Source organism: Mycobacterium sp. 852002-51057_SCH5723018 (assembly GCF_001667035.1).
Taxonomy (GTDB): domain Bacteria; phylum Actinomycetota; class Actinomycetes; order Mycobacteriales; family Mycobacteriaceae; genus Mycobacterium.
In genome coordinates, this window is sequence record NZ_LZIR01000111.1 from 1 (window position 1) to 21,279 (window position 21,279).

Genomic DNA, 21,279 nt, shown 5'->3' on the forward strand with positions numbered 1-21,279 from the left:
TCGGGCAACAGCATCGCGCCGTACAACCACCTAGAAACCGGGTCGCCGTACGCGATGGAGTACGTCTGGGGCCGCCAAGTAGGGGATAACACGATCAACCCATGAAAATCACCGGTACCCTCGTCCGACTCGGCATCTTCTCGGTGGTGCTGCTGCTGTTCACTGTGATGATCATCGTGATATTCGGTCAGATGCGCTTCCAACGCAACTACGCGTACTCGGCCGAATTCACCAACATCAGCGGGTTGCGGCAGGGGCAGTTCGTTCGCGCCTCCGGGGTGGAGATCGGCAAGGTCAGCTCGGTAAACCTGGTCGACGGCGGCAAGCGGGCGCGGGTGGATTTCAGCGTGGATCGCTCCGTGCCGCTGTATCAGTCGACGACGGCGCAGATCCGCTACTTGGACCTGATCGGCAACCGCTACCTGGAGCTCAAACGCGGTGAGGGCGACGGGGCCGACCGCGTCCTGCCGCCGGGCGGGTTTATCCCGGTGTCCCGGACGTCGCCGGCCCTCGACCTGGACGCGCTGATCGGTGGGTTCAAGCCGTTGTTTCGGGCGCTGGACCCGCAGAAGGTCAACACCATCGCGTCGGCGCTGGTGACCGTGTTCCAAGGGCAGGGCGGCACCATCAACGACATCCTCGACCAGACCGCGCAATTGACCAACCAGCTCGGCGAGCGTGACCAGGCGATCGGCGAGGTGGTCAAGAACCTCAACATCGTGCTGGACACCACGGTTCGGCACCGCCAGCAATTCGATCAGACCGTCAACAACCTCGAGGTGCTGATCACCGGGCTGAAAAACCACGCCGACCCCCTGGCCGCCGGTACCGCCCACATCAGCAACGCCGCCGGAACCGTGGCCGACCTCCTGGCCGAGGACCGCGGGCTGCTGCACAAGAGCCTCAACTACCTGGACGCGGTGCAGCAGCCGCTCATCGACCAGCGCGATCAGCTCAACGACTACTTCCACAAGGTCCCGACGGCGCTGAACATGATCGGGCGCGCCATCGGTTCCTACGGCGACTTCGTCAACTTCTACGCCTGCGACATCACCCTCAAGCTCAATGGGTTGCAGCCCGGCGGTCCGATCCGCACGGTCCGGCTGTTCACGCAGCCGACGGGTAGGTGCACACCGCAATGAGGACGCTCGAACCCCCCAATCGGTTGCGCATCGGTCTGATGGGCATCATCGTCACGCTGCTCGTCATCGGCGTCGGCCAAAGCATCACCAGCGTGCCGATGCTGCTCGCCAAGCCGGAGTATTACGGGCAGTTCACCGACTCCGGCGGCCTCAGCAGGGGCGACAAGGTACGCATCGCCGGCATGGACGTCGGCAAGATCGAGGGCATCAAGATCGACGGCGACCACATCTTGGTGAAGTTCAACATCGGCACCGAAAGCATCGGTACCGAGAGCCGGTTGGCGATCAAGACGGACACCATCCTGGGCAAAAAGGTCCTCGAGATCGAGGCGCGGGGATCCGAGAAGCTGCGGCCCGGGGCCGCGTTGCCGCTTGGGCAGAGCACCACCCCCTACCAGATCTACGACGCGTTCTTCGACGCGACCAAAGCGGCCAGCGGGTGGGACATCGACACGGTCAAGCAGTCGCTGCACGTGCTGTCGGAGACGATCGATCAGACCTATCCGCACCTCAGCTCCGCGCTCGACGGCGTGGCCAAGTTCTCCGACACGATCGGCAAGCGTGACGAGCAGATCAAGCACCTGCTCGCCCAGGCCAACCAGGTGGCCAGCATCCTGGGTGACCGCAGCGACCAGATCGACCGGCTGCTGGTGAACACGAAGGTCTTGCTGGCCGCCTTCAACGAGCGCGGACAGGCCATCAACGCGCTGCTGGGCAACGTCGCCGCCTTTTCCGAACAGGTGAAGGGATTCATCAACGACAACCCCAATCTGAACCACGTGCTGGAGCAGCTGCGCATCGTCAGCGACCTCCTGGTTCAGCGCAAGGACGATATCGCCGACGGTCTCACCGAGGTCGGCAAGTTCCTGCCGTCGCTCAACGAGGCGATCGCGTCTGGGCCGTTCTTCAAAGTGGTGCTGCACAACCTGATCCCGGGCCAGATCATTCAGCCGTTCGTCGACGCCGCGTTCAAGAAGCGTGGCATCGACCCGGAGAACTTCTGGCGCAGCGCCGGGTTGCCGGAGTTCCGGTGGCCCGACCCGAACGGCACCCGCCTGCCGAACGGCGCGCCGCCGCCGGCGCCGCCCGTCCTGGAGGGCACCCCCGATCATCCGGGACCGGCCGTCCCGCCCGGATCGCCGTGCTCGTACACGCCGGCCAACCCCGGCGGAAACGTCACCGTCGGCGACGAGGGCCTGCCCCGGCCATGGAACCCCCTGCCCTGCCTGGGCGCAAACATCGGCCCGTTCGGGGGCCCCGGCTTCCCGGCGCCCGTCGACGTCGCAACGTCCCCGCCGAATCCGGGCGGTGTGCCGCCCTTGCCGGGCGTCCCGATCGCGGGCCGGCCGGGTGACCCACCGCCGAACGTTCCGGGCACCCCGGTGCCGCTGCCGGCGCAAGCACCGCCGGGCGCGCGCACCGAGAATCTGGAGCCCGCGGGGCCGACTCCGCCACCGTCGACGTTCGCGCCGGCCCTGCCGCCTGGGCCGCCGGCGCCTCCTGGGCCCGGTAACCAGCTGCCGGCACCGTTCATCAACCCCGGCGGAACCGGAGGCAGCGGCGCAGCGGGAGGGGGTAGCCAGAATTGAGCACCATCTTTGATGTCCGCAACATCCGGCTGCCGCGGATGACCCGGGCGACGATCATCATCGGCTCGCTGGTGATCGTGCTGGCCCTGGTGTTGGCGTTCGTCGGCTGGCGGCTCTACCAGAAGCTGACCAACAACACCGTGGTGGCCTACTTCCCTACGGCCAACGCGCTCTACCCGGGCGACAAGGTGCAGATCATGGGGTTGCGGGTGGGCGCGATCGACAAGATCGAGCCGGCCGGCGACAAGATGAAGGTCACCTTCCACTACGAGAACCAGTACAAGGTGCCGGCCAACGCGTCGGCGGTGATCCTCAACCCGACGCTGGTGGCCTCGCGCGCGATCCAGTTGGAGCCGCCCTACAAGGGTGGGCCGGTGCTGGCCGACAACGCGGTGATCCCCGAGGAACGCACCCAGGTGCCGGTGGAGTGGGACGAGCTGCGCAACAGCATCACGAACATCATCTCCAAGCTCGGCCCCACCCCCGAGCAGCCCAAGGGCCCGTTCGGTGAGGTCATCGAGTCCTACGCCAACGGGCTGGCCGGCAAGGGCAAGCAGATCAACACCACGCTGAACAACCTGTCGCGGGCGTTGACCGCGCTCAACGAGGGCCGGGGCGACTTCTTCGCGGTGGTGAAGAGCCTCGCCCTGTTCGTCAACGCGCTGCACCAGGACGATCAGCAGTTCGTCGCGCTGAACCAGAACCTGGCGGACTTCACCACGCGGCTGGCGCACAACGACACCGACCTGGCCAACGCGATAGAGCAGTTCGACAGCCTGCTCTCCACCGTGCGCCCGTTCCTCGACAAGAACCGCGAGGTGCTGACCCACGACGTCGACAACCTCGCGACGGCGACGACCACGCTGCTTCAGCCGGACCCGCTGAACGGGCTGGAGACCGCCCTGCACGTGCTGCCGACCGCCGCGGCGAACATCAACCAGATCTACCACCCGTCGCACGGCTCGGTGGTTGCCATTCCCGCGATCACCAACTTCGCCAACCCGATGCAGTTCATCTGCAGCTCTGTCCAGGCGGCCAGCCGGATGGGCTACCAGGAGTCGGCCGAGCTGTGTGCGCAGTATCTGGCGCCGATCCTCGACGCGATCAAGTTCAACTACCTGCCGTTCGGCTTGAACATCGCCAACACCGCCGAGACGCTGCCCAAGGAGGTCGCCTACTCCGAGCCGCGGCTGCAGCCGCCCAACGGGTACAAGGACACGACCGTCCCGGGCATCTGGTCACCGGACACGCCGACGTCGCACCGCAACACCCAACACGGCTGGATCGTGGCCCCGGGCATGCAGGGTCAGCAGGTCGGGCCGATCACTTCGGGCCTGCTAACCCCGGACTCGCTGGCCGAGCTCATGGGCGGCCCCAACATCGCGCCGGTGCAGTCGAACCTGCAGACACCGCCGGGACCGCCGAACGCCTACGACGAGGTCCCGATCGCGCCGGTGATCGGCCAGAACCCGCCGCAGGTTCCGATCCCGCCGCCCCCGCCGGGGCCTGAGGTGGTCCCCGGACCGGTCGCCCCGACGCCCGCGCCGGTGGCCGCACCGGCACCGAACGCAGGAGGTGGCCAGTGAGGCGCGTGACGAGCGCGGCAGGCGCGAGGAGTAAGCCGAACAGACGGCCAGTGAGGCGCGTGACGAGCGCGGCAGGCGCGAGGAGTAAGCCGAACAGACGGCCAGTGAGCGCGTTCCGCCTGATCCGCAACCGCGCCTGGAAGGCGCTGGTGCTGGCGGTCGCCGCGCTGGTGCTGAGCTCATGCGGCTGGCACGGGATCTCAAATGTGCCGATCCCGGGCGGTCCGGGCAGCGGCTCGGGGTCGATGACCCTCTATGTCCAGGTGCCGGACACCCTGGCGATCAACGGCAACAGCAAGGTGATGGTCGCCGACGTGTACGTCGGCTCGATCAAGGCCATCAACCTGAAGAACTGGGTCGCCACGTTGACGCTGGGCATCGACAAGAGCGTCAAGCTGCCGAAGAACGCCACCGCCAAGATCGGCCAGACCTCGCTGCTGGGTTCCCAGCATGTGGAGCTCGCCTCCCCGCCCAACCCGTCGCCGCAGGTGCTCAAGGACGGCGACACGATTCCGCTGAAGAACTCGTCGGCGTTTCCCACCACCGAGCAGACCCTGGCCAGCCTCTCGCTGATCCTGCGTGGCGGCGGCATTCCCAACCTCGAGGTACTGCAGAACGAGGTCTTCAACATCTTCAACGGACGGGCCAGCCAGATCCGGGCCTTCCTGGGCAAGCTGGACACCTTCACCGACCAGCTCAACCAGCAGCGCGACGACATCACCCATGCCATCGACTCGACCAACCGGCTGCTGGTCTACGTCGGCGGACGCGCGGACGTGCTGGATCGCGTGCTGACCGACGTCCCGCCGCTGATCAAGCATTTCGCCGACACCAAGCAGCTGCTCATCAACGCCGTCGATTCGGTGGGACGGCTCAGCCAGGCCGCTGACCAATACCTGTCGGAAGCCCGCGGCCCGCTGCACACCGACTTGCAAGCGCTGCAGTGCCCGCTGAAGGAGCTCGGCCGTGCCTCGCCGTACCTGATCGGCGCGCTGAAGTTGATCCTCACCCAGCCGTTCGACATCGACACCGTGCCGAAGCTGTTCCGGGGTGACTACATCAACATCTCGCTGACGCTCGACGTGACCTACAGCGCCATCGACAACGCGTTTTTGACCGGCACCGGGCTGTCGGGGGCCCTGCGCGCTCTCGAGCAGTCGTTCGGGCGCGACCCCGAGACGATGATCCCCGACGTCCGCTACACGCCGAACCCGAACGACGCGCCCGGCGGGCCGCTGGTGGAAAGGGCGGATAGGAATTGCTGACCACCTTCGTCAGACGCCAACTCGTCCTCTTCGGGATCCTGACGGTGATCTCGCTGCTGGTGCTGGGCGTCTATTACCTGCAGATCCCGAGCCTGATGGGCATCGGCCGCTACACACTCAAGGCCGAGCTGCCGGCGTCGGGCGGCCTGTACCCGACGGCCAACGTGACCTATCGCGGCATCACCATCGGCAAGGTCACCGACATCGAACCGACCGAGACGGGCGCCGAAGCCACGATGAGCCTCGACAGCCGCTACAAGATCCCGATCGACGCGATCGCGAACGTGCACTCGGTGTCGGCGGTCGGTGAGCAGTACCTGGACCTGGTGTCGACTGGGCACCCGGGCAAGTACCTCTCCGACGGGCAGACCATCACCAAGGGGACGGTGCCCAGCGAGATCGGGCCGGCGCTCGACACGGCGAACCGGGGGCTAGCAGCGTTGCCCAAGGAAAAGATCGGCTCGCTGCTCGACGAGACGGCACAAGCCGTCGGCGGCCTGGGGCCGGCCCTGCAACGGCTGGTCGACTCCACCCAGGCAATCGTCGGTGACTTCAAGACCAACATCACCAACGTCAACGACATAATCCAGAACTCCGGACCGGTCCTGGACAGCCAGGTTCAATCGAACAGTGCGATCGAGCGCTGGGCACGCAACCTCAACACCTTGGGCGCCCAGTCCGCACAGGAGGACCAGCACCTCAAGAGCCTGCTGTCCCAGGCGGCGCCCACCGCCGACCAGGTCAACTCGGTGTTCAACGACGTCCGCGAGTCGCTCCCGCAGACGTTGGCCAATCTCGAGGTTGTATTCGACCTGCTCAAGCGCTACCACACCGGCGTGGAGCAGGTGCTGGTGTTCCTGCCGCAGGGTGCATCGATCGCGCAGGCGGTCGCGGCGCCGTTCCCCAACATGGCCGCGCTGGACCTGGCGTTGTCGATCAACTGGCCGCCGCCGTGCCTGACCGGGTTCATCCCGGCGTCGGAGTGGCGGTCGCCCGCGGACACCAGCATTCAGCCGCTGCCGACCGGGACGTACTGCAAGATTCCGATGGACACCCCGGCCAACAGCGTGCGTGGCTCGCGCAACATTCCCTGCACCGACATCCCCGGCAAGCGGGCCGCGACGCCGCGGGAGTGCCGCGACCCCAAGCCATACGTGCCGCTGGGCACCAACCCCTGGTACGGGGATCCGAACCAGATCCTGACCTGCCCGGCGCCCGCGGCGCGCTGTGATCAGTCGGTTCGTCCTGGCATGGTGATCCCGGCACCGTCGGTTAACAACGGCCTGAACCCAGCGCCGGCGGACCGTGTCCCGGGGACGCCGCCGCCGACCAGTGACCCGTTGTCGCGGCCCGGATCGGGTACCGTGCAATGCAACGGCCAGCAGCCCAACCCTTGTTCCTACACTCCCAACGGGCCTCCCGCGGCCATCTACAGTCCCCAGAGCGGTGAACTGGTGGGGCCCGACGGAGTCAAATACTCCGTCGAAAACTCGACAAAAACAGGAGACGACGGATGGAAGGAGATGCTGGCGCCAGCCGGCTGAACCCCCCACCGATGCCGAAGTTCCGTCGTCTGCGTAGGCGGCGTTCGAAGATCGATCAGAACCCGGCGGTCGCGGCCGACCAGGCCACCGAGGCGACGACCGAGGATTCGCAAGAATCCGAGGGCGGAGCCGAGGAAACAAGCCCCGAGGCGACGACCGAGGTTTCGCAAGAATCCGAGGACGCAGCCGAGGAAACAAGCCCCGAGGCGACGACCGAGGGTTCGCAAGGATCCGAGGACGCAGCCCAGGAAACAAGCCCCGAGGCGACGACCGAGGACGCGGCTGAATCCGAGGACGCAGCCCAGGAAACAGCCCCCGAGGCGACGACCCAGGACGCGGCTGAATCGGAGGACGCAGCCGACGCCGTAGACACTGGCGACGGGCGCCGTCCGTCGCGCCTGGGCCGCGGGTGGCTCGCCGGCATCGCCGCGGCCCTGGTCTTAGGTGCAGCCGCCTTAGGAGCAGGCGGCTACTTCGCATTGCGCTACCACCATCAAAGCCAGGCCATCGCGCGCAACGACGCCGCGGCGCTCAAGGCGGCGGTGGATTGCGTTTCGGCGACGCAGGCGCCGGACACCAACGCGATGACGGCCAGTGAACAGAAGATCATCGACTGCGGCACGGACGCCTTCCGCTCCCAGGCGGTGATGTACACCAACATGATCGTGCAGGCTTACCAGGCCGCGAACGTTCACGTCCAGGTGTCCGACGTGCGCGCGGCGGTCGAGCGCAACAACAACGACGGTTCGATCGACGTGCTCGTCGCGATGCGCGTCAAGGTGGCCAGCGATCAGTCGCAGAACGAGACCGGCTACCGCCTGCGGGTGACGATGGCGCTGGCCGAAGGCGAATACAGGATTTCTAAGCTTATCCAGGTAACGAAGTGACGGTGGTGGTCGAGGCGACTCCGACTCAGGCCCACGCAACGACCGCAATGCCAGACTCGTCGCGGGACACCTTGGCGCCCTGGCGTTTTCGCGTCCGTGCGTTCGCCGTCGACGTCCTTCCGGCCATCGCCGTGGCGGTGACGATGGCACTGGTCGCGCTGACCGCGTCCCAGCATCCGGTCTGGTGGTGGCTGTGCGTCTCGGTCGGCGCGCTGGCCATCCTCGTGATGTTGGTCGATCGGTTGCTGCTGCCGGCGGTCACCGGGTGGACCCTGGGCCGCGCGCTGTTCGGACTCGCGGTGGTGCGCTCCGACGGGGGAGCCGTGGGGCCGTGGCGCCTGTTGCTCCGGGACCTGGCCCACCTGCTCGACAGCGCGTCGGTGGTGGGATGGCTATGGCCCCTGTGGGATTCGCGGCGCCGCACCTTCGCCGACATGTTGCTGGACACCGAGGTGCGACGCGTGGAAGCCGACGACCCGCCGCCGAACACACGCCGGTGGGCGAGCATCGCGGTGCTGAGCGCCGCCGCGATCTGCCTCGCCGGTGCCGCCCTGAGCTATCTGGTCGTGTACTCCCAAGATCGGGGGAGCGAACAAACTCAGGCGCAGATCGCGACCGAGGGTCCGAAGATGGTCGCGCAGATGCTGACGTATGACCCGAAGACCTTGCACGACGACTTCGCGCGCGCCCAGTCGCTGGCGACGGACAAGTATCGCGGCCAACTCGTCACCCAACAGGACGTCGTGCAAAAGGGCAACCCGGTCATCAACGAGTACTGGCCCACCAATTCGTCGGTCCAATCCGCGTCGCCGGATCGGGCGACGATGCTGGTGTTCCTGGAGGGTAGGCGAGGCGCCGGGCCCGACCAGCGCTACATCAGCGCGACCGTGCGGGTGAACTTCGCCAAAGGCGGCGACGACCGGTGGCGCATCGACGATCTCGCCGTGCTGACCAAGCCAAAACCGCCGGGGAACGGGAAATGAGCCCGCGGCGCAAGTTCTCCCCTGGCGAGCAACCCCTGCTGCTGGCCCGTCCCGTCGAGGAGGATCGGCGGCCGCGCGGCTTGATCCTGGCGAGTTCGGTAGGCGCGGTGGTGATGTCGGCGGCGATCGCGGTGTGCAGCCTGATGCTCGTCTCGCACGAGTCCCGGGTACGCAGCGAGGCCAGACGAACCGAGGTGCTCAACTATGTGACGGGGTTCATGACGCAGTTCACCTCGATTGACCCCTACCACGCCAACGACTATGTGAGCCGGATATTGACCCAGGCGACCGGCGACTTCGCCAAGCAGTACCAGGACAAGGCGAACGAAATCCTGCTGCAGGTCGCCCGAGCCGAACCGGCGACCGGCAGCGTGCTGGGCGCGGGCCTGGAACGCTGGAACGACGATGGCAGCGCCACCGTAATGGTGGCAACGGAGGTCACCTCCAAGTCGGCGGACGGAAAACAGATAAGCGCGAACGCCAATCGGTGGACGGCAACCGCAACCCAGGAAGGGAAGCAGTGGAAGATCAGCAACCTGCTGCAGGTGATCTGACCGCCGACGAGGCTTCGGCGGCGACAACCGAAAAAGCCAAGGCCGAGAGCGACGAAAGCACCGAGGCTACAACCGAACCCGGCGACGTTGCGGCCGACGAGGCCGAGGCGGAGGCCAGCGCCGAGAACGTGAAGGACGGCAAGGACGGTCGCCGGCCCCGGCGCAAGCTGCTGGCCGGGAAGCGGCTGGCCATCGCGATCGCCGTGGCCGCCATGATCTTCGTCGGCTCCGCGGCGTTCGCGGGCGGGGCCGCACAGCCCTACCTGGCCGATCGCGCCACCGCCGCAACCAAGCTGAGGGTCGCGCGGACCGCGGCCAGCGCGATCGCGGCGCTGTGGACCTACACGCCGGAAAACATGGACACCCTCGCCGACCGCGCGGCGGCCTACCTCAGCGGCGATTTCGAGGCCCAGTACCGCAAATTCGTCGACGCGATCGTCGCCCCGAACAAACAGGCCAAGGTCAGCAACCACACCGAAGTGACCGGGGCGGCGGTCGAATCGCTCGACGACCCGAATGCAGTCGTCATCGTCTACACCAACACCACGTCCACCAGCCCGCTGACCAAGAACGTCCCGGCCCTGAAATACCTGTCATACCGGCTGTTCATGAAGCGCACCAACAGTCGCTGGCTGGTGACCAGGATGACTACCATCACCTCGCTGGATCTGACGCCGCACGTATAGCGCGACCGACCCACATCCCGCCGGAACACACTCTCCCAGCCCATGCCCGTTGCCTCACCGGTGTCCGAGCGGATGACCGTCGCGGCGTTGCTGTTGCTGACCTTCGCCACCGGCTTGGCCGACTCGATCAGCATCCTGGTCCTCGGCCACGTCTTCGTGGCCAACATGACCGGCAACGTGATCTTCCTCGGCTTCTGGCTGGCCCCGAGAACGAGCATCGACCTGACCGCGGTCGCGGTGGCCCTGCCCACTTTCGTGTGCACCACCATCCTCAGCGGCCGGCTGTCACGCAATTTCGGTGAGCGAACCCGAGCGTGGATCACCACTGTGCTGGCGACCGAAGTCGTGTTGCTGGTAGCGCTTTCGATCCTGGCCGGCACCGGCGCGCTGCACTACCACGACAACAGCAAGCTGATCATGATCGGCGTCCTGGCGGTGACCTTCGGCCTGCAGCACTCGAGCGCCCGCCAGTTCGGGATTCAGGAGCTCTCCACCACGGTGCTGACCTCAACGATCGTCAGCCTCGGTCTGGACAGCCGACTGGCCGGTGGCACGGGCGCGCGCCAAACGCTGCGCTTCAGCGTCGTTCTCACCATGTGTGCCGGCGCCCTGGTGGGAGCGACCATGTCACGATTCGTCGTGGCGCCGGTCTTCGCGGTCACCGCGGCGGTGGTGGCGACCAGCCTGCTGATCTTTCGTTTCGGGCCGGCTGAGGTGAAAGGCGCTGTGCCGAAGCCTAATTGAAGGCCAGCCAGCTGGGCAGCGCGCGCTCGTGGGAGTCGCAGAGCACCTGCCGGGTGTCGCACGATCCCCTTGGTGACCCGGCACCGGCCCACATGCCGCCGGTGTCGCGCCGCAGCACGATGGCCGACGAGCCACCGCCGTCGAGCAGGACCGCGGTGTCGCTGCCCAGGCCGCGGAAGAGGTCCTGAACGTTGTCCGGCGTGTAGCTGCCGCCCTCGAAGATGTACATCTCGTCCTTTTGCTTCGCGTAGGCGATGGCCGTTCGCGCCGCGCTGGGACCGCCGTCGTGCAGCTGCCCGGTGTTGCCGGGACCCAGTAGCCCGATCCCCGACACCGCGACGAACTTCTCGTTCTTGTTCAGCAGGTCCTCGATCACCGGGGTCGCGGCGTCGTAGTCGTTCTTGCCCCTGGGCCACACCACATACGGCGCGCCGCCCGACGGCAGGATCATCGTCGTCAGCGAACTCCAGCTCTCGCCCCCACCGGAGAGGCCCTGCTTGCCCGGGTAGGCGACCGTGCCGGTGACCGCCTGGTTGGCCCGCCCCTGACCGTGGGTGTTGTCGACGAAGGCGCCCAGCGGCGAGCTGCAACCCGTCTGGCGCCACGAGCCGCCCTTCTGCCCGCGCACGTCGAAGAAGTTGGCATTGATCGCGATCGTCGGTTGCCCCATCCGCTGCCACGCCTGCAGCGGCGGGTAGAGCTCGGATGCCTGCCAAAGTCCCTCGCCGGTGCGGGCGGCTGGATTGTTTTCACAGCGCGCCTGATCACCCTGGTGCGTGTCGACCAGCAGGTGCGGCGCCAGGCGGCCCGCGGCGTTCTTGATGATCATCAGGTGGCCGCCGTTGTCCATCTCGTACCAGCGCCCGCCCGCGTCGAGCAGCGGCGTGGGGTGACCGGGACCGAAGTTGTAGACCAGGTATGCGCCCCTGGTGGTGCTGATCGCGCTGGCGAGCAGGTCCCGCCCATCGGCGGCGCGCGCGACGGGCTGCCCCGTGGTGCCGGTCAGGATCGCGCAAGCCACCAGCGCCGTGCAGCAGGCCGCCAGCCGGCGCAAGCTGGCAGATGGCGTCCGCACGATGGACCTTTCGGCACTGATGTCGAGGCAACCTCACCAGCATCAGGCACACAGGTCACAAAGGAATGACGCTCAGGACCCGCTCGAATTACGTTTGCTCGCTTGCACTTTCGCTGACCGCCTCGCTTGCGGTTTCCCCCGCACCCTCGCGGACGTCTTCGCGCTTGCTGAGGCGCGCCTGGTGCTGGGCCTGGTGTTCCGCGGCGATCGCGTGCTCGACCGCGCCCGGGATTCGGTGGAAACCCTTGCGGTCGTACAGGTGCGTGATGATCCCGCCCAGCGACAGGCCGATCACCAAGCCGACCGCCGTCAACCACAACGCCTGGGACAGCCCGGCGTCGCCACGGCCACCGAGATAGACCAGCGACCGCACGCCCAGGAACACCTGGTGCATCGGCTCGAATTCGGCCAGCCAGCGGAAGAATTGCGGCGTCGCCTCCAGCGGGACGGTGGCGCCCGCCGACGGCAAGCCGAGGATCACGAAGATCAGCATGCTGACCAACAGGCCCATCGAGCCCAGCACCGACAGCAACGAACTCGACGTGATGCCCACCGCGATGATCGCGAAGACGCCATAGGACCACAATTGCCAGCCGAGCGGGATGGGCATGCCGAGGCCGTCGGCAATGGCCAGGTAGACCGCCGACGTCAGCACTGCCAGCAGCGCCATGATGCCCCACTTGAGCAGCAGCGTCTGGAATCGTGAGATCTTCACCTGCTCGGCAAAGCGGTACACCGGCCCCCATTCGGCCGGCACGTAGCCCAGCAGCGCGTCCACCAGGGTGCTGACCACGACGCTGCCGGTGAAGCCCGCAAGCAGCAGCAGGAGCGCGTAATAGAACGCCGACAGCCCGTTGCCGGTGCCGTTCGGCAGCGGGTTGTAGACCGCGGCCTTGACGTCGATCGGATTGGCAATGGCCAGCGCCGAGGCACCGGTGAGTGGTGCCCCGCCGGTCTGGGCCGCGACGTCGGCCGTAAGTCGTTGCCCTACTTTGCCGTTCGCCACCGACATGGCCTGGGTCAGGGTTTGGCCCGCGATGCTGGCCCCCAGGGTGCCGGCCCGCGGGTTGGTTGAGACGGTGATCGAGGGCCTGACCGCACGCCCCGGCGTGACCGCGCTGGCGCCGAATTCACGCAGGTTCGACGAGAAGGTCGGCGGGATCACCAATTCCCCGTACACCTGGGCGGTGTCGAGCTGTCGCTGCGCCTCGTCGTGGGACACCGCCCGGACGTCGAACTTGTTCTTGTCCAACGCGGAGCTCAGTCCGTCGGCGATCTGCGCCCCATAGGGGCCCGCGTCCTCGTTCACCACGGCGATGGGGAAATGCCGCAGGTTGGTCATCGGGTTCAGGATGCCGCCGAGGTACAGCGCGCACAGGGCCGACATCAGGGCCAACGTGACGACGACGGGTAGCGCCCAGAACCGCACGGTCCTAACTGCCTTGACATTCCGGTTCGGGTTAGGCGCCGCGTGCCGCGGCTGCGATTGAGACATGCGGGCTCCTGTCTGTCGTGCCCACTCTAAATGGTCCCCGCGCGGGCGCTTGACGGTCTCAGTCGCCGAGCGTTGCGTGCATCTCCCAGATCAGCAGTTCCGCTCGGTCGCGCGCGGACACCCGACGGGCGTCGGCGTCGGTGAACCGGACCGCGTCGCCCTCGTCGAGGTCACCGATTCCCGCTAGGCTCACCCGGCCCCGGGCGACGAATACGTGCAGGTAGGGCGCCTCGGGGAGGCTCACCGCCGCGCCGGGCCGCAACCGGGTGGCGTACAGGGCGGCGTTGCGGTTGTGCAGTGTGATGGCCGCCTCGTGCCCCGGGATCCCTGAGATGATGGTCACCAGGCCGCCCTCGAGCAGCTCGGAGCTGATTTGGTGTTGTTGGTAGCTCGGGGTGACAGCCGTCTCATCGGGGACGACCCACATCTGGACGAAACGGACCGGCTCCGTGGGGGAATCGTTCTTCTCCGAATGGAGGATGCCGCTGCCCGCCGACATGCGTTGCGCCAGACCAGGATAGATCACGCCGCGATTGCCCGCCGAATCCTGATGTGTCAGCTCTCCCCGCAGGACCCAGGTCACAATTTCCATGTCCCGGTGCGGGTGGCTGTCGAATCCCGTTCCGGGCTCGACGATGTCATCGTTGTTGACCAGCAGCAGCCCATGGTGGGTGTTGTCGGGATCGTAGTGGTCGCCGAACGAGAACGAATGCCGCGACTTCAGCCAGGACGTCGAGGTGACCGCACGGTCGGCCGCACGCCGGATGTCCACGGTGGCAGGCATGCGCTTAGCCTAATCGGGCACTGCGGCCGTGAGCAGTTCCTGCGCGTGCCGCAGCGCATCTTCGAGCGCGGGCAGAGTCAGCCCGGACGGGCGGCCCAGGTGGATTTCGATTTGGTACTCCGGCTGGCCCGCCAGCTGGCCCTGGTGCCCGAAGATCGGGAGCACGACGAATTCCGTTGAGTCCAACTCGGTTTCGAGGACATCGGTGACCGATCGCAGCGTCACCATGGTCATCAGGGTGGTCAGCCGGCGGGTCACCTGCGCGGTCGGTTCCAGCGAGGCCAGCACGTCGGCGAGCCGGTTGTGCAGCGATTGGTGGGTGTCGTCGAACCGCCACGCGCCGTAGCCGCGGGCCCGGATATCGGCGAGCACCCGTTGGTGGCCGCCGATCTCGGAGCGGCTCAGCCTTGGCATCACCCGGTGTAGCCAGGCCTGGACGGAATCGTCGTCGCGCCAGGCCATCGCCACCAGGCCGAACGGCGGGTCGATGGGGAAGCGCTGGCCGACGGCGTGCCCGCCGTCCGTTCCGTGTCCGACCGCGTCCACGGTGGTGAGGTGGCGACCACCGATCCTCGACATCGAGCAGCCTGCGCCGAGCGTGTCATGCAGGAACCGCAGCGCCTGGCGGCCGCGGTCCAGCAGCGGAAACTGCATCCGTAGCCCATGGACCAGGCCGAACAACCCGCTGCCCAGCACATAGCTGCGGTCCTCGCGCCGCGTCACCCAGGCGCGCCGTTCCAGTTCGGCCAGCACCAGCGCACAGGTCGACGTGCTGATGCCGCACGCCTTGGCGAGCTCGGCCGACGTCCGTCCGTCGGCCGAATCCGCCAGCGTGGCAAGCACATCCATCACCCGCCCGGTGGGCGGCGACTTGGCCGTCGGCTCGGCGACCGGCGCGGGCGTTGACGGGACCACCGCGACCTCCCTACGATCCGTCCAAAATGTAAGCTAGTGTGTCCTAATAGTAGGAGAACCGTGATCAAGGTGGGAGTGTGGGGGCCGGGCTCCATGGGCGTGATCGCCTTGCGCGGGGTGATCGACCACCCCGAGCTGGAGCTGGTGGACGTCGTCGTGCACAGCAACGCCAAGGCCGGTCGCGACGCCGGGGAGCTCTGCGGGATCGCGCCGGTCGGGGTGGTGGCCACCCAGGACCCGGCGCCGATGCTCGCCGGTGACGCCGATGCGGTGGTGTATGCCGCCGGCGCCAACCTGCGACCGCTGGAAGCAGTCGAGGACATGGCGTCGATCCTGCGGGCCGGAAAAAACGTGGTGTCCTGCTCCGTGGTGCCGCTGGTGTTTCCCGACGCCGTCAACGCGGCGTTCACCGACCCGCTGCGCCAGGCCGCACTCGAGGGCGGGGCGTCGTTCTTCACCACCGGCATCGATTCGGGCTTCGCCAATGACGTGCTGCCGCTGGCCCTTTCGGGCGTATCGCGGGTCATCGAGTCGATCCGGGTGACGGAGATGTTCAACTACGCCACCTATCCCGACAAGGCCGCGGTCTACGAGATCCTGGGCTTCGGAAAGCCGCCGGAGTTCAGCGCGTTCGCGGCGATGCCCGGCGTGTTCACCTTCGGCTGGGGACCCGTCCTGCACCAGCTCGCCGCCGGGCTGGGCGTCAAGATCGACAACATCGAGGAGGGCGTCGAACGCGTGCCGGCCACCGAGGCCTTCGACACGCCCACCGGCCACATCGCGGCCGGGACGATCGCGGCGATGCGCTCGACGCTCACCGGCTACGTCGGCGACAAGCCGAGGTTCGTCGTGGACCACGTGACGCGCATGCGCGACGACATCGCCCACGACTGGCCGCAGCCCCACATCCGCATCGAACCCAAGGACCTCGGCTACGGGCAGGCGTCGGGCCGCGGCCTGTATCGCGTCGAGATCGAGGGTTCGCCGAGCATGCGCTGCGAATTCGAGATGGCCGAGGACGGCGACCACGATCTCGGCGCGCGGATGGCGGGCGCGTCGCGAATGGTCAACGCCATCCCCGCGGTGTGCGCGGCCCCGCCCGGCCTGCTGTCGGCGCTGGATCTGCCGCTGGTCACCGGGGCCGGACTGATCCGTCCGGTGCCGGGCCCTTCGCCGGATAGCCGACTGTTCTAAGCGCCGGGATACGTCGCGGCGGCGAGTTCGAGGATCTCGGCGCGGTCGTCGGGCAGGATGAAGCCGGCCTCGATCGCCCTGTCGAGTGCCGTCGTGAAGCCGTCGAGGTATTGGGTGGCTCCGCCCGGGTAGAGCCGGTGCAACGTCGCGGGGTCGAAGGGTTCCCCGGAGCCGAAGATCGCCGCCATGATGCTCTCGGTGGCGCCGAGACCGGAGGTGCGAGCGGTCGGCACGTCCACCCATGGGGTTCGCACGCCGCCTTCGGCGAGGCCGTTGGCGTCCAGCTGCGGCCGGGGCTGATCGCCGTCCCGCACGCTGATCGGTGCGGCCTCGGGTGCGGGCTCGCCGGTGCCGACCCAGCGGTTCAGGGCGGCGAGCGCCGCCTGGACCACGTAATGGTGCTGCGGGGCGAAGTTGATGAAGTGCCCTAGTTGTTGGCCCATCAGCATGTTGGTGGGCGCGTAGGCCGCCACGATCGCGTCGATCGGTGCCGAGCCGCTGTCGATGGCCGCGACCTGGATCGTGTAGTTGTCGGCGTGGGCGGCGCCGGGAATCTCCCAGACCCGCAGCCGTTCGGTGTCGGGCTGCCGCGCAAAGTAATAGCCGTGCCGGGGGCCGCCGAACAGGTCGGTTTCGGTGATGACGGCGACGACCGGGACGCGCAGGTCGGTGCGGAACGCGACGGCCCCCGCCGAGTTCGCCTCCGAATCGTCGAAGATGGAAATCCCGTCCAGCGGCGCGGCGGACGCGAACCGGGAATGCACCAAAAAACCGTCGTAGCTCGCGGCGAGCGGATCGACGGCGTTGATGTAGGTGGTCAAGAACATCGCCGATTGCGACTCGCCCACGGCGATCACGTGCCGCGCGCGCAGATCACCCAGCACGCCGTGGTCCGTGGCCTCCCTGACGAGTTGTCCGACCTGTGAGAAGATGTCGTAGCAGAATTCGTCGCCCGGATGACGCAGGGGCGCATAGCGTTTCGGGTCCTGGCTCTTCAACGACATGTCCATACCCAGCAGGCTGACGCCGCCCTCCACCCCGACCCGCTGGGCCGAGACCGCGACGTAGGCGTAGCCGGCGCGGAGGATTTCGCGATGCGCCATCATCCACACGGCCGGAGCATCGATGCCGCCGCTCACGTTGAGCCACTCGACGAGGACCGTTCCGTTGAACCGCGCCCGATCGGTCGGGGTCAGCGCCACGATCCGCGTGGTGTATTCGGCTGTGCCGCTTGGGGCTACGTCCCACCGGCCGTCTCGACCCAGCTCCGACGTCGACGCATAACACGACGCCGTCCCCGAGATGAAGAACTCGGAGGCGACGTAGCCCACGGCGCCGATGTCGAAGGCGCCCAGCAACAAGAGCGGTTTTCCGGGAAGGGGCTCGACCGTCATCGTCACAGCGAACTGGGCAGCCCGAATTTGGCGAACAATGTGTCGTCGAGGAAGGCCACCACGTGTGACACCCCGTCGGTGGTCATGTCCAGCACGTGCAGCTGAAACGGCACGTGCACGTCCCCGTCCCGCATGTACATGGCGGCGGCCGGTTGGCCGTTGGCGATCAGCGGGAGCAGTCGCATGTCGCCCGGCGACTCGGCGGGACACTGCTGATGGATCAGCGTGATGATGGCCCGCGGGCCCTGGTACCAGCCCACGAAAGGCGGCATCTCCCAGATCGCCTCGGCGGTGAAGAGCTCGACCAGGCGGTCGATGTCGTAGGCCTCGAATGCCGCGATGTAGCGGGCCAGCCGGTCCTGCGCTTCCGGTGACTCGGGTGGCGTCAACCGGTCGCCGGAGCTGGGCTGGACCGCTTCCAGCTGGGACCGGGCCCGCTGCAGCAGGCTGTTGACGGCGGTGGTGGTGGTGCCGATTGCCGCCGCCACTTCGGCGGCCTTCCACTGCAGCACGTCGCGCAGCAGCAACACCGCCCGCTGCCGGGGCGAAAGGTGTTGCAGCGCAGCAACAAACGCCAACCGCACCGACTCACGCGACCCGACGATGACCGACGGGTCCGCCGGATCGTCGGTGACGTCCGGCAGCGGCTCCAGCCAGGGCACCTCGCGGCGTTCCACCAGCTCGGCGGCCGGATCCGAGCTGGAGGCTCCCAGTCCCGTCGGCAACGGCCGGCGCTGGCGGCCCTCCAGCGCGCTCAGGCAGGTGTTGGTGGCGATGCGGTGCAACCACGTCCGCATCGACGACTTGCCCTCGAACCGGTCATAGGCCTTCCAGGCCCGCAGCAGGGTCTCCTGCACCAGATCCTCTGCATCGTGCACCGACCCGGTCATCCGGTAACAGTGCGCGAGCAATTCACGACGGTACGGCTCGGCATTGGCGGAGAAATCCCCGCCGACCGCCGGGCCGCCTCCAGGGTTTTCGGTCAGCACGCTCACGGACACGAGCCTACGCAGTGCCTGCGACACGCTAAAACCCTTGAGACATTACGCTGCACGTTAATGACTACGCGCACTGAACGTAATTTCGAAGGCGTCGGTGGCGTGCGCATCGTCTACGACGTCTGGACGCCGGACGCGGCGCCGCGGGCGGTGGTCGTGCTGTCGCACGGGCTCGGCGAATATGCGCGCCGGTATGACCACGTCGCCCAGTGCTTCGGCAAGTCGGGCCTGGTCACCTACGCGCTGGATCACCGGGGCCACGGGCGCTCCGGCGGCAAGCGGGTGCTGGTCCGGGACATCTCGGAGTACACCGCCGACTTCGACACCCTGGTCGGCATCGCCACCCGCGAACACCCCGGCCTCAAGTGCGTGGTGCTCGGGCACAGCATGGGCGGCGGGATCGTGTTCGCCTACGGGGTCGAACGCCCGGACAACTACGACCTGATGGTGCTGTCGGGGCCGGCGGTGGCGGCCCAGGATCAGGTGTCGCCGCTGATGGTGCTCGCCGCCAAGGTGCTCGGTGTGCTGGTACCCGGTCTGCCGGCGCAGGAACTCGACGTCGACGCCATCTCCCGCGACCCCGCGGTGGTGGCCGCGTACAACGCCGATCCGCTGGTGTATCACGGGAAGGTTCCGGCCGGCGTCGGCCGCGCGCTGCTGCAGGTCGGCGAGACCATGCCGCAGCGGGCGCCCGCCCTGACCGCGCCGCTACTTGTGGTGCACGGCGGCGACGACCGGCTCATCCCCGTCGAGGGCAGCCGCCGCCTGGTCGAATGCGTGGGATCCAGCGACGTCGAGCTGAAGGTCTACCCGGGGCTTTTCCACGAGGTCTTCAACGAGCCGGAGCGCGACCAGGTGCTCGCCGACGTGGTCTCCTGGATCTCGAAACGGCTGTGACGGGCCGTCGGCTCTGCCACCGACCCAGTGTCGTATCGCTCCAGTAGTTTTGGCGGCATGACTCGCGCCGGCGACGATGCAGCGCGAAGCGATGAGGAGGAGCGGCGCAGATGACCCCGCCGGCGACGATGCAGAGCGAAGCGATGAGGAGGAGCGGCGCAGATGACCCCGCCGGCGACGATGCAGAGCGAAGCGATGAGGAGGAGTGGCGCAGATGACCGACGCCGGCGACGATGCAGCGCGAAGCGATGAGGAGGAGTGGCGCAGATGACCGACGACAAAATGCTGGCTCGCATCGCCGCGCTGTTGCGTCAGGCCGAAGGCACCGACAACCCGCACGAGGCGGACGCCTTCATGAGCGCCGCGCAACGATTGGCGACGGGGGCCTCCATCGACCTGGCGGTGGCGCGCTCGCACGCGGTCAACCGCTCGCCCGCGCAGGCGCCGACGCAGCGGACCATCACCATCGGGGCCGCGGGCACCAAGGGCCTGCGCACCTACGTGCAGCTCTTTGTGCTGATCGCGACGGCCAACGACGTGCGCTGCGACGTGGCCTCGAATTCGACGTTTCTGTACGCGTACGGCTTCGCCGAGGACATCGACGCCACCCACGCCCTCTACGCCAGCCTGGTCGTCCAGATGGTGCGGGCTTCGGACGCTTATCTTTCCTCGGGTGCGCATCGGCCCACGCCGACGATCACCGCCCGGCTCAACTTCCAGCTCGCCTTCGGCGCCCGCGTGGGTCAGCGCCTGGCCGAGGCCCGCGAGCAGGCCACTCGCGAGGCGACCAAGGATCGCCGTCGCCCGCCGGGAACCGCGATCGCCTTGCGGGACAAGGAGATCGAGCTGCGCGACCATTATCAGAGCACGTCTAAGGCGCGCGGCACCTGGCAGGCGCACCGGGCGTCGGCGGGGTACTCGTCGTCGGCGCGACGCGCGGGTGACCGGGCCGGGCGGCGCGCGCGGCTGGGGAACAGCCCCGAGCTGCCCGGCGCCCGGAGCGCCCTGCGCCGGTGACCCCGGCCGGCGCGCAAGAGCCGTCTACGAGGGATTCCCAGCGCGCGAAGGTCTACGCGGCCGAGGAATTCGTCCGGACGTTGTTCGATCGCGCCGCCGAGCATGGATCCCCCGCCGTAGAGTTCTTCGGCGCGCACCTGACGCTGCCGCCCGAGGGCCGGTTCGGATCGGTGGCTTCCGTGCAGCGCTACGTCGACGACGTGCTCGCGCTGCCAGCGGTCCGGCAACGGTGGCCGCGGGTGCCGCCGCTGCGGGTTCGCGTGCGGCGGGCCGCCACCGCGGCGCACTACGAAAACCACGACGGCGCGGGCGTCATCGCGGTTCCCGACCGCCACACCGGCGACTGGGCGCTGCGCGAGCTGGTGGTGCTGCACGAGGTGGCGCATCACCTGTGCCGGGCCGAGCCGCCGCACGGTCCGCAGTTCGTCGCGACGATCTGTGAGTTGGCCGAGCTGGTGATGGGCCCGGAACTCGGGCACGTGCTGCGCGTTGTGTACGCCAAAGAGGGTGTGCGTTGAACAAACCGGTCG

Annotated in this window: 20 protein-coding genes and 1 pseudogene; 15 read left to right on the top strand and 6 right to left on the bottom strand. The window is 67.7% G+C overall.

Annotation, left to right across the window (positions count from 1 at the left end; translation table 11 throughout):
- The 11 genes from A5764_RS27775 to A5764_RS22355 all read left to right on the top strand — a co-directional run.
- Nucleotides 1–105, top strand: a 105-nt coding sequence (locus A5764_RS27775) for an MCE family protein (RefSeq protein WP_156664517.1), incomplete at its 5' end; no start/stop codon positions are given.
- Nucleotides 102–1,142 (top strand): virulence factor Mce family protein, encoded by a 1,041-nt coding sequence (locus A5764_RS22310; RefSeq protein ID WP_067117328.1) that lies wholly within the window; start codon nucleotides 102–104, stop codon nucleotides 1,140–1,142. The genes A5764_RS27775 and A5764_RS22310, both read left to right, overlap by 4 nt.
- Complete coding sequence (locus A5764_RS22315) at nucleotides 1,139–2,731, top strand: virulence factor Mce family protein (protein WP_067117331.1); 1,593 nt, start codon at nucleotides 1,139–1,141, stop codon at nucleotides 2,729–2,731. The genes A5764_RS22310 and A5764_RS22315 overlap by 4 nt, the downstream gene beginning before the upstream one ends.
- Nucleotides 2,728–4,317: a virulence factor Mce family protein gene (locus tag A5764_RS22320; RefSeq protein ID WP_067117334.1), complete on the top strand. Its 1,590-nt coding sequence runs from the start codon at nucleotides 2,728–2,730 to the stop codon at nucleotides 4,315–4,317. The genes A5764_RS22315 and A5764_RS22320 overlap by 4 nt, the downstream gene beginning before the upstream one ends.
- A gap of 104 nt (nucleotides 4,318–4,421) precedes the next feature.
- Entirely contained in the window at nucleotides 4,422–5,582 is a 1,161-nt protein-coding gene (locus tag A5764_RS22325) for a virulence factor Mce family protein (protein ID WP_067117337.1), read from the top strand.
- A complete protein-coding gene (locus A5764_RS22330; protein WP_067117340.1) occupies nucleotides 5,576–7,126 on the top strand; it encodes a virulence factor Mce family protein in 1,551 nt (516 codons plus the stop codon). The genes A5764_RS22325 and A5764_RS22330 overlap by 7 nt, the downstream gene beginning before the upstream one ends.
- A 50-nt stretch (nucleotides 7,127–7,176) precedes the next feature.
- Nucleotides 7,177–8,013: an Mce protein gene (locus A5764_RS22335; RefSeq protein WP_369807358.1), complete on the top strand. Its 837-nt coding sequence runs from the start codon at nucleotides 7,177–7,179 to the stop codon at nucleotides 8,011–8,013.
- On the top strand, nucleotides 8,010–8,996 hold the full coding sequence (locus A5764_RS22340; protein WP_067117343.1) for an RDD family protein: 987 nt from the start codon (nucleotides 8,010–8,012) through the stop codon (nucleotides 8,994–8,996). Before A5764_RS22335 ends, A5764_RS22340 begins: the two co-directional genes overlap by 4 nt.
- The gene (locus A5764_RS22345) at nucleotides 8,993–9,550 is read left to right on the top strand and encodes a mammalian cell entry protein (protein ID WP_067117346.1); all 558 of its coding nucleotides are present in this window, start codon (nucleotides 8,993–8,995) and stop codon (nucleotides 9,548–9,550) included. The genes A5764_RS22340 and A5764_RS22345 overlap by 4 nt, the downstream gene beginning before the upstream one ends.
- Nucleotides 9,517–10,236, top strand: a complete 720-nt coding sequence (locus A5764_RS22350) for a mammalian cell entry protein (protein ID WP_067117349.1) — start codon at nucleotides 9,517–9,519, stop codon at nucleotides 10,234–10,236. The genes A5764_RS22345 and A5764_RS22350 overlap by 34 nt, the downstream gene beginning before the upstream one ends.
- Nucleotides 10,237–10,278: 42 nt before the next feature.
- Entirely contained in the window at nucleotides 10,279–10,980 is a 702-nt protein-coding gene (locus tag A5764_RS22355; protein WP_067117352.1) for a YoaK family protein, read from the top strand.
- Here A5764_RS22355 and A5764_RS22360 read toward each other — a convergent pair.
- The 4 genes from A5764_RS22360 to A5764_RS22375 form a co-directional block, all read right to left on the bottom strand.
- On the bottom strand, nucleotides 10,973–12,076 hold the full coding sequence (locus A5764_RS22360) for a phosphodiester glycosidase family protein (protein ID WP_231989790.1): 1,104 nt from the start codon (nucleotides 12,074–12,076) through the stop codon (nucleotides 10,973–10,975). The two genes, A5764_RS22355 and A5764_RS22360, sit on opposite strands and share 8 nt — an antisense overlap.
- A gap of 67 nt (nucleotides 12,077–12,143) precedes the next feature.
- A complete protein-coding gene (locus tag A5764_RS22365) occupies nucleotides 12,144–13,550 on the bottom strand; it encodes a YhgE/Pip domain-containing protein (protein ID WP_067117358.1) in 1,407 nt (468 codons plus the stop codon).
- A gap of 58 nt (nucleotides 13,551–13,608) precedes the next feature.
- Complete coding sequence (locus A5764_RS22370) at nucleotides 13,609–14,334, bottom strand: pirin-like bicupin family protein (RefSeq protein WP_067117361.1); 726 nt, start codon at nucleotides 14,332–14,334, stop codon at nucleotides 13,609–13,611.
- A gap of 9 nt (nucleotides 14,335–14,343) precedes the next feature.
- Nucleotides 14,344–15,183 carry a MarR family transcriptional regulator gene (locus tag A5764_RS22375; RefSeq protein ID WP_067117709.1) on the bottom strand — a complete coding sequence of 280 codons (840 nt, stop codon included), beginning with the start codon at nucleotides 15,181–15,183 and terminating at the stop codon, nucleotides 14,344–14,346.
- A gap of 126 nt (nucleotides 15,184–15,309) precedes the next feature.
- On the opposite strand from A5764_RS22375, the gene A5764_RS22380 reads away from it, so the two are divergent.
- Entirely contained in the window at nucleotides 15,310–16,443 is a 1,134-nt protein-coding gene (locus A5764_RS22380; RefSeq protein ID WP_082951844.1) for a dihydrodipicolinate reductase, read from the top strand.
- On the opposite strand, the gene A5764_RS22385 is transcribed toward A5764_RS22380, so the two are convergent.
- Both A5764_RS22385 and A5764_RS22390 read right to left on the bottom strand, forming a co-directional pair.
- The gene (locus tag A5764_RS22385; RefSeq protein ID WP_067117367.1) at nucleotides 16,440–17,837 is read right to left on the bottom strand and encodes an alpha/beta hydrolase domain-containing protein; all 1,398 of its coding nucleotides are present in this window, start codon (nucleotides 17,835–17,837) and stop codon (nucleotides 16,440–16,442) included. The genes A5764_RS22380 and A5764_RS22385 overlap by 4 nt on opposite strands.
- Before the next feature lie 2 nt (nucleotides 17,838–17,839).
- Nucleotides 17,840–18,945 (bottom strand): annotated as a pseudogene (locus A5764_RS22390) (sigma-70 family RNA polymerase sigma factor).
- Between A5764_RS22390 and A5764_RS22395 the strand changes: the two are divergent.
- From A5764_RS22395 to A5764_RS22405, 3 genes are all read left to right on the top strand, one after another.
- Nucleotides 18,896–19,732, top strand: coding sequence for an alpha/beta hydrolase (locus tag A5764_RS22395; protein ID WP_067117372.1), 837 nt, complete (start codon nucleotides 18,896–18,898; stop codon nucleotides 19,730–19,732). The pseudogene A5764_RS22390 and the gene A5764_RS22395 overlap by 50 nt on opposite strands.
- Before the next feature lie 267 nt (nucleotides 19,733–19,999).
- Nucleotides 20,000–20,749, top strand: coding sequence for a DUF2786 domain-containing protein (locus A5764_RS22400; RefSeq protein WP_067117376.1), 750 nt, complete (start codon nucleotides 20,000–20,002; stop codon nucleotides 20,747–20,749).
- Nucleotides 20,746–21,267, top strand: a complete 522-nt coding sequence (locus A5764_RS22405) for a TIGR04338 family metallohydrolase (protein WP_067117379.1) — start codon at nucleotides 20,746–20,748, stop codon at nucleotides 21,265–21,267. Before A5764_RS22400 ends, A5764_RS22405 begins: the two co-directional genes overlap by 4 nt.
- Nucleotides 21,268–21,279 lie beyond the last annotated feature (12 nt).

What these genes read in the sequence shown, in the direction of transcription:
- A5764_RS22315 (WP_067117331.1), top strand. Translation starts at nt 1,139, where the DNA reads ATGAGGACGCTCGAACCCCCCAATCGGTTGCGCATCGGTCTGATGGGC.
- A5764_RS22365 (WP_067117358.1), bottom strand. Translation starts at nt 13,550, where the DNA reads ATGTCTCAATCGCAGCCGCGGCACGCGGCGCCTAACCCGAACCGGAAT.
- A5764_RS22370 (WP_067117361.1), bottom strand. Translation starts at nt 14,334, where the DNA reads ATGCCTGCCACCGTGGACATCCGGCGTGCGGCCGACCGTGCGGTCACC.
- A5764_RS22385 (WP_067117367.1), bottom strand. Translation starts at nt 17,837, where the DNA reads ATGACGGTCGAGCCCCTTCCCGGAAAACCGCTCTTGTTGCTGGGCGCC.
- A5764_RS22345 (WP_067117346.1), top strand. Translation starts at nt 8,993, where the DNA reads ATGAGCCCGCGGCGCAAGTTCTCCCCTGGCGAGCAACCCCTGCTGCTG.
- A5764_RS22395 (WP_067117372.1), top strand. Translation starts at nt 18,896, where the DNA reads ATGACTACGCGCACTGAACGTAATTTCGAAGGCGTCGGTGGCGTGCGC.
- A5764_RS22310 (WP_067117328.1), top strand. Translation starts at nt 102, where the DNA reads ATGAAAATCACCGGTACCCTCGTCCGACTCGGCATCTTCTCGGTGGTG.
- A5764_RS22355 (WP_067117352.1), top strand. Translation starts at nt 10,279, where the DNA reads ATGCCCGTTGCCTCACCGGTGTCCGAGCGGATGACCGTCGCGGCGTTG.
- A5764_RS22375 (WP_067117709.1), bottom strand. Translation starts at nt 15,183, where the DNA reads ATGGATGTGCTTGCCACGCTGGCGGATTCGGCCGACGGACGGACGTCG.
- A5764_RS22400 (WP_067117376.1), top strand. Translation starts at nt 20,000, where the DNA reads ATGACCGACGACAAAATGCTGGCTCGCATCGCCGCGCTGTTGCGTCAG.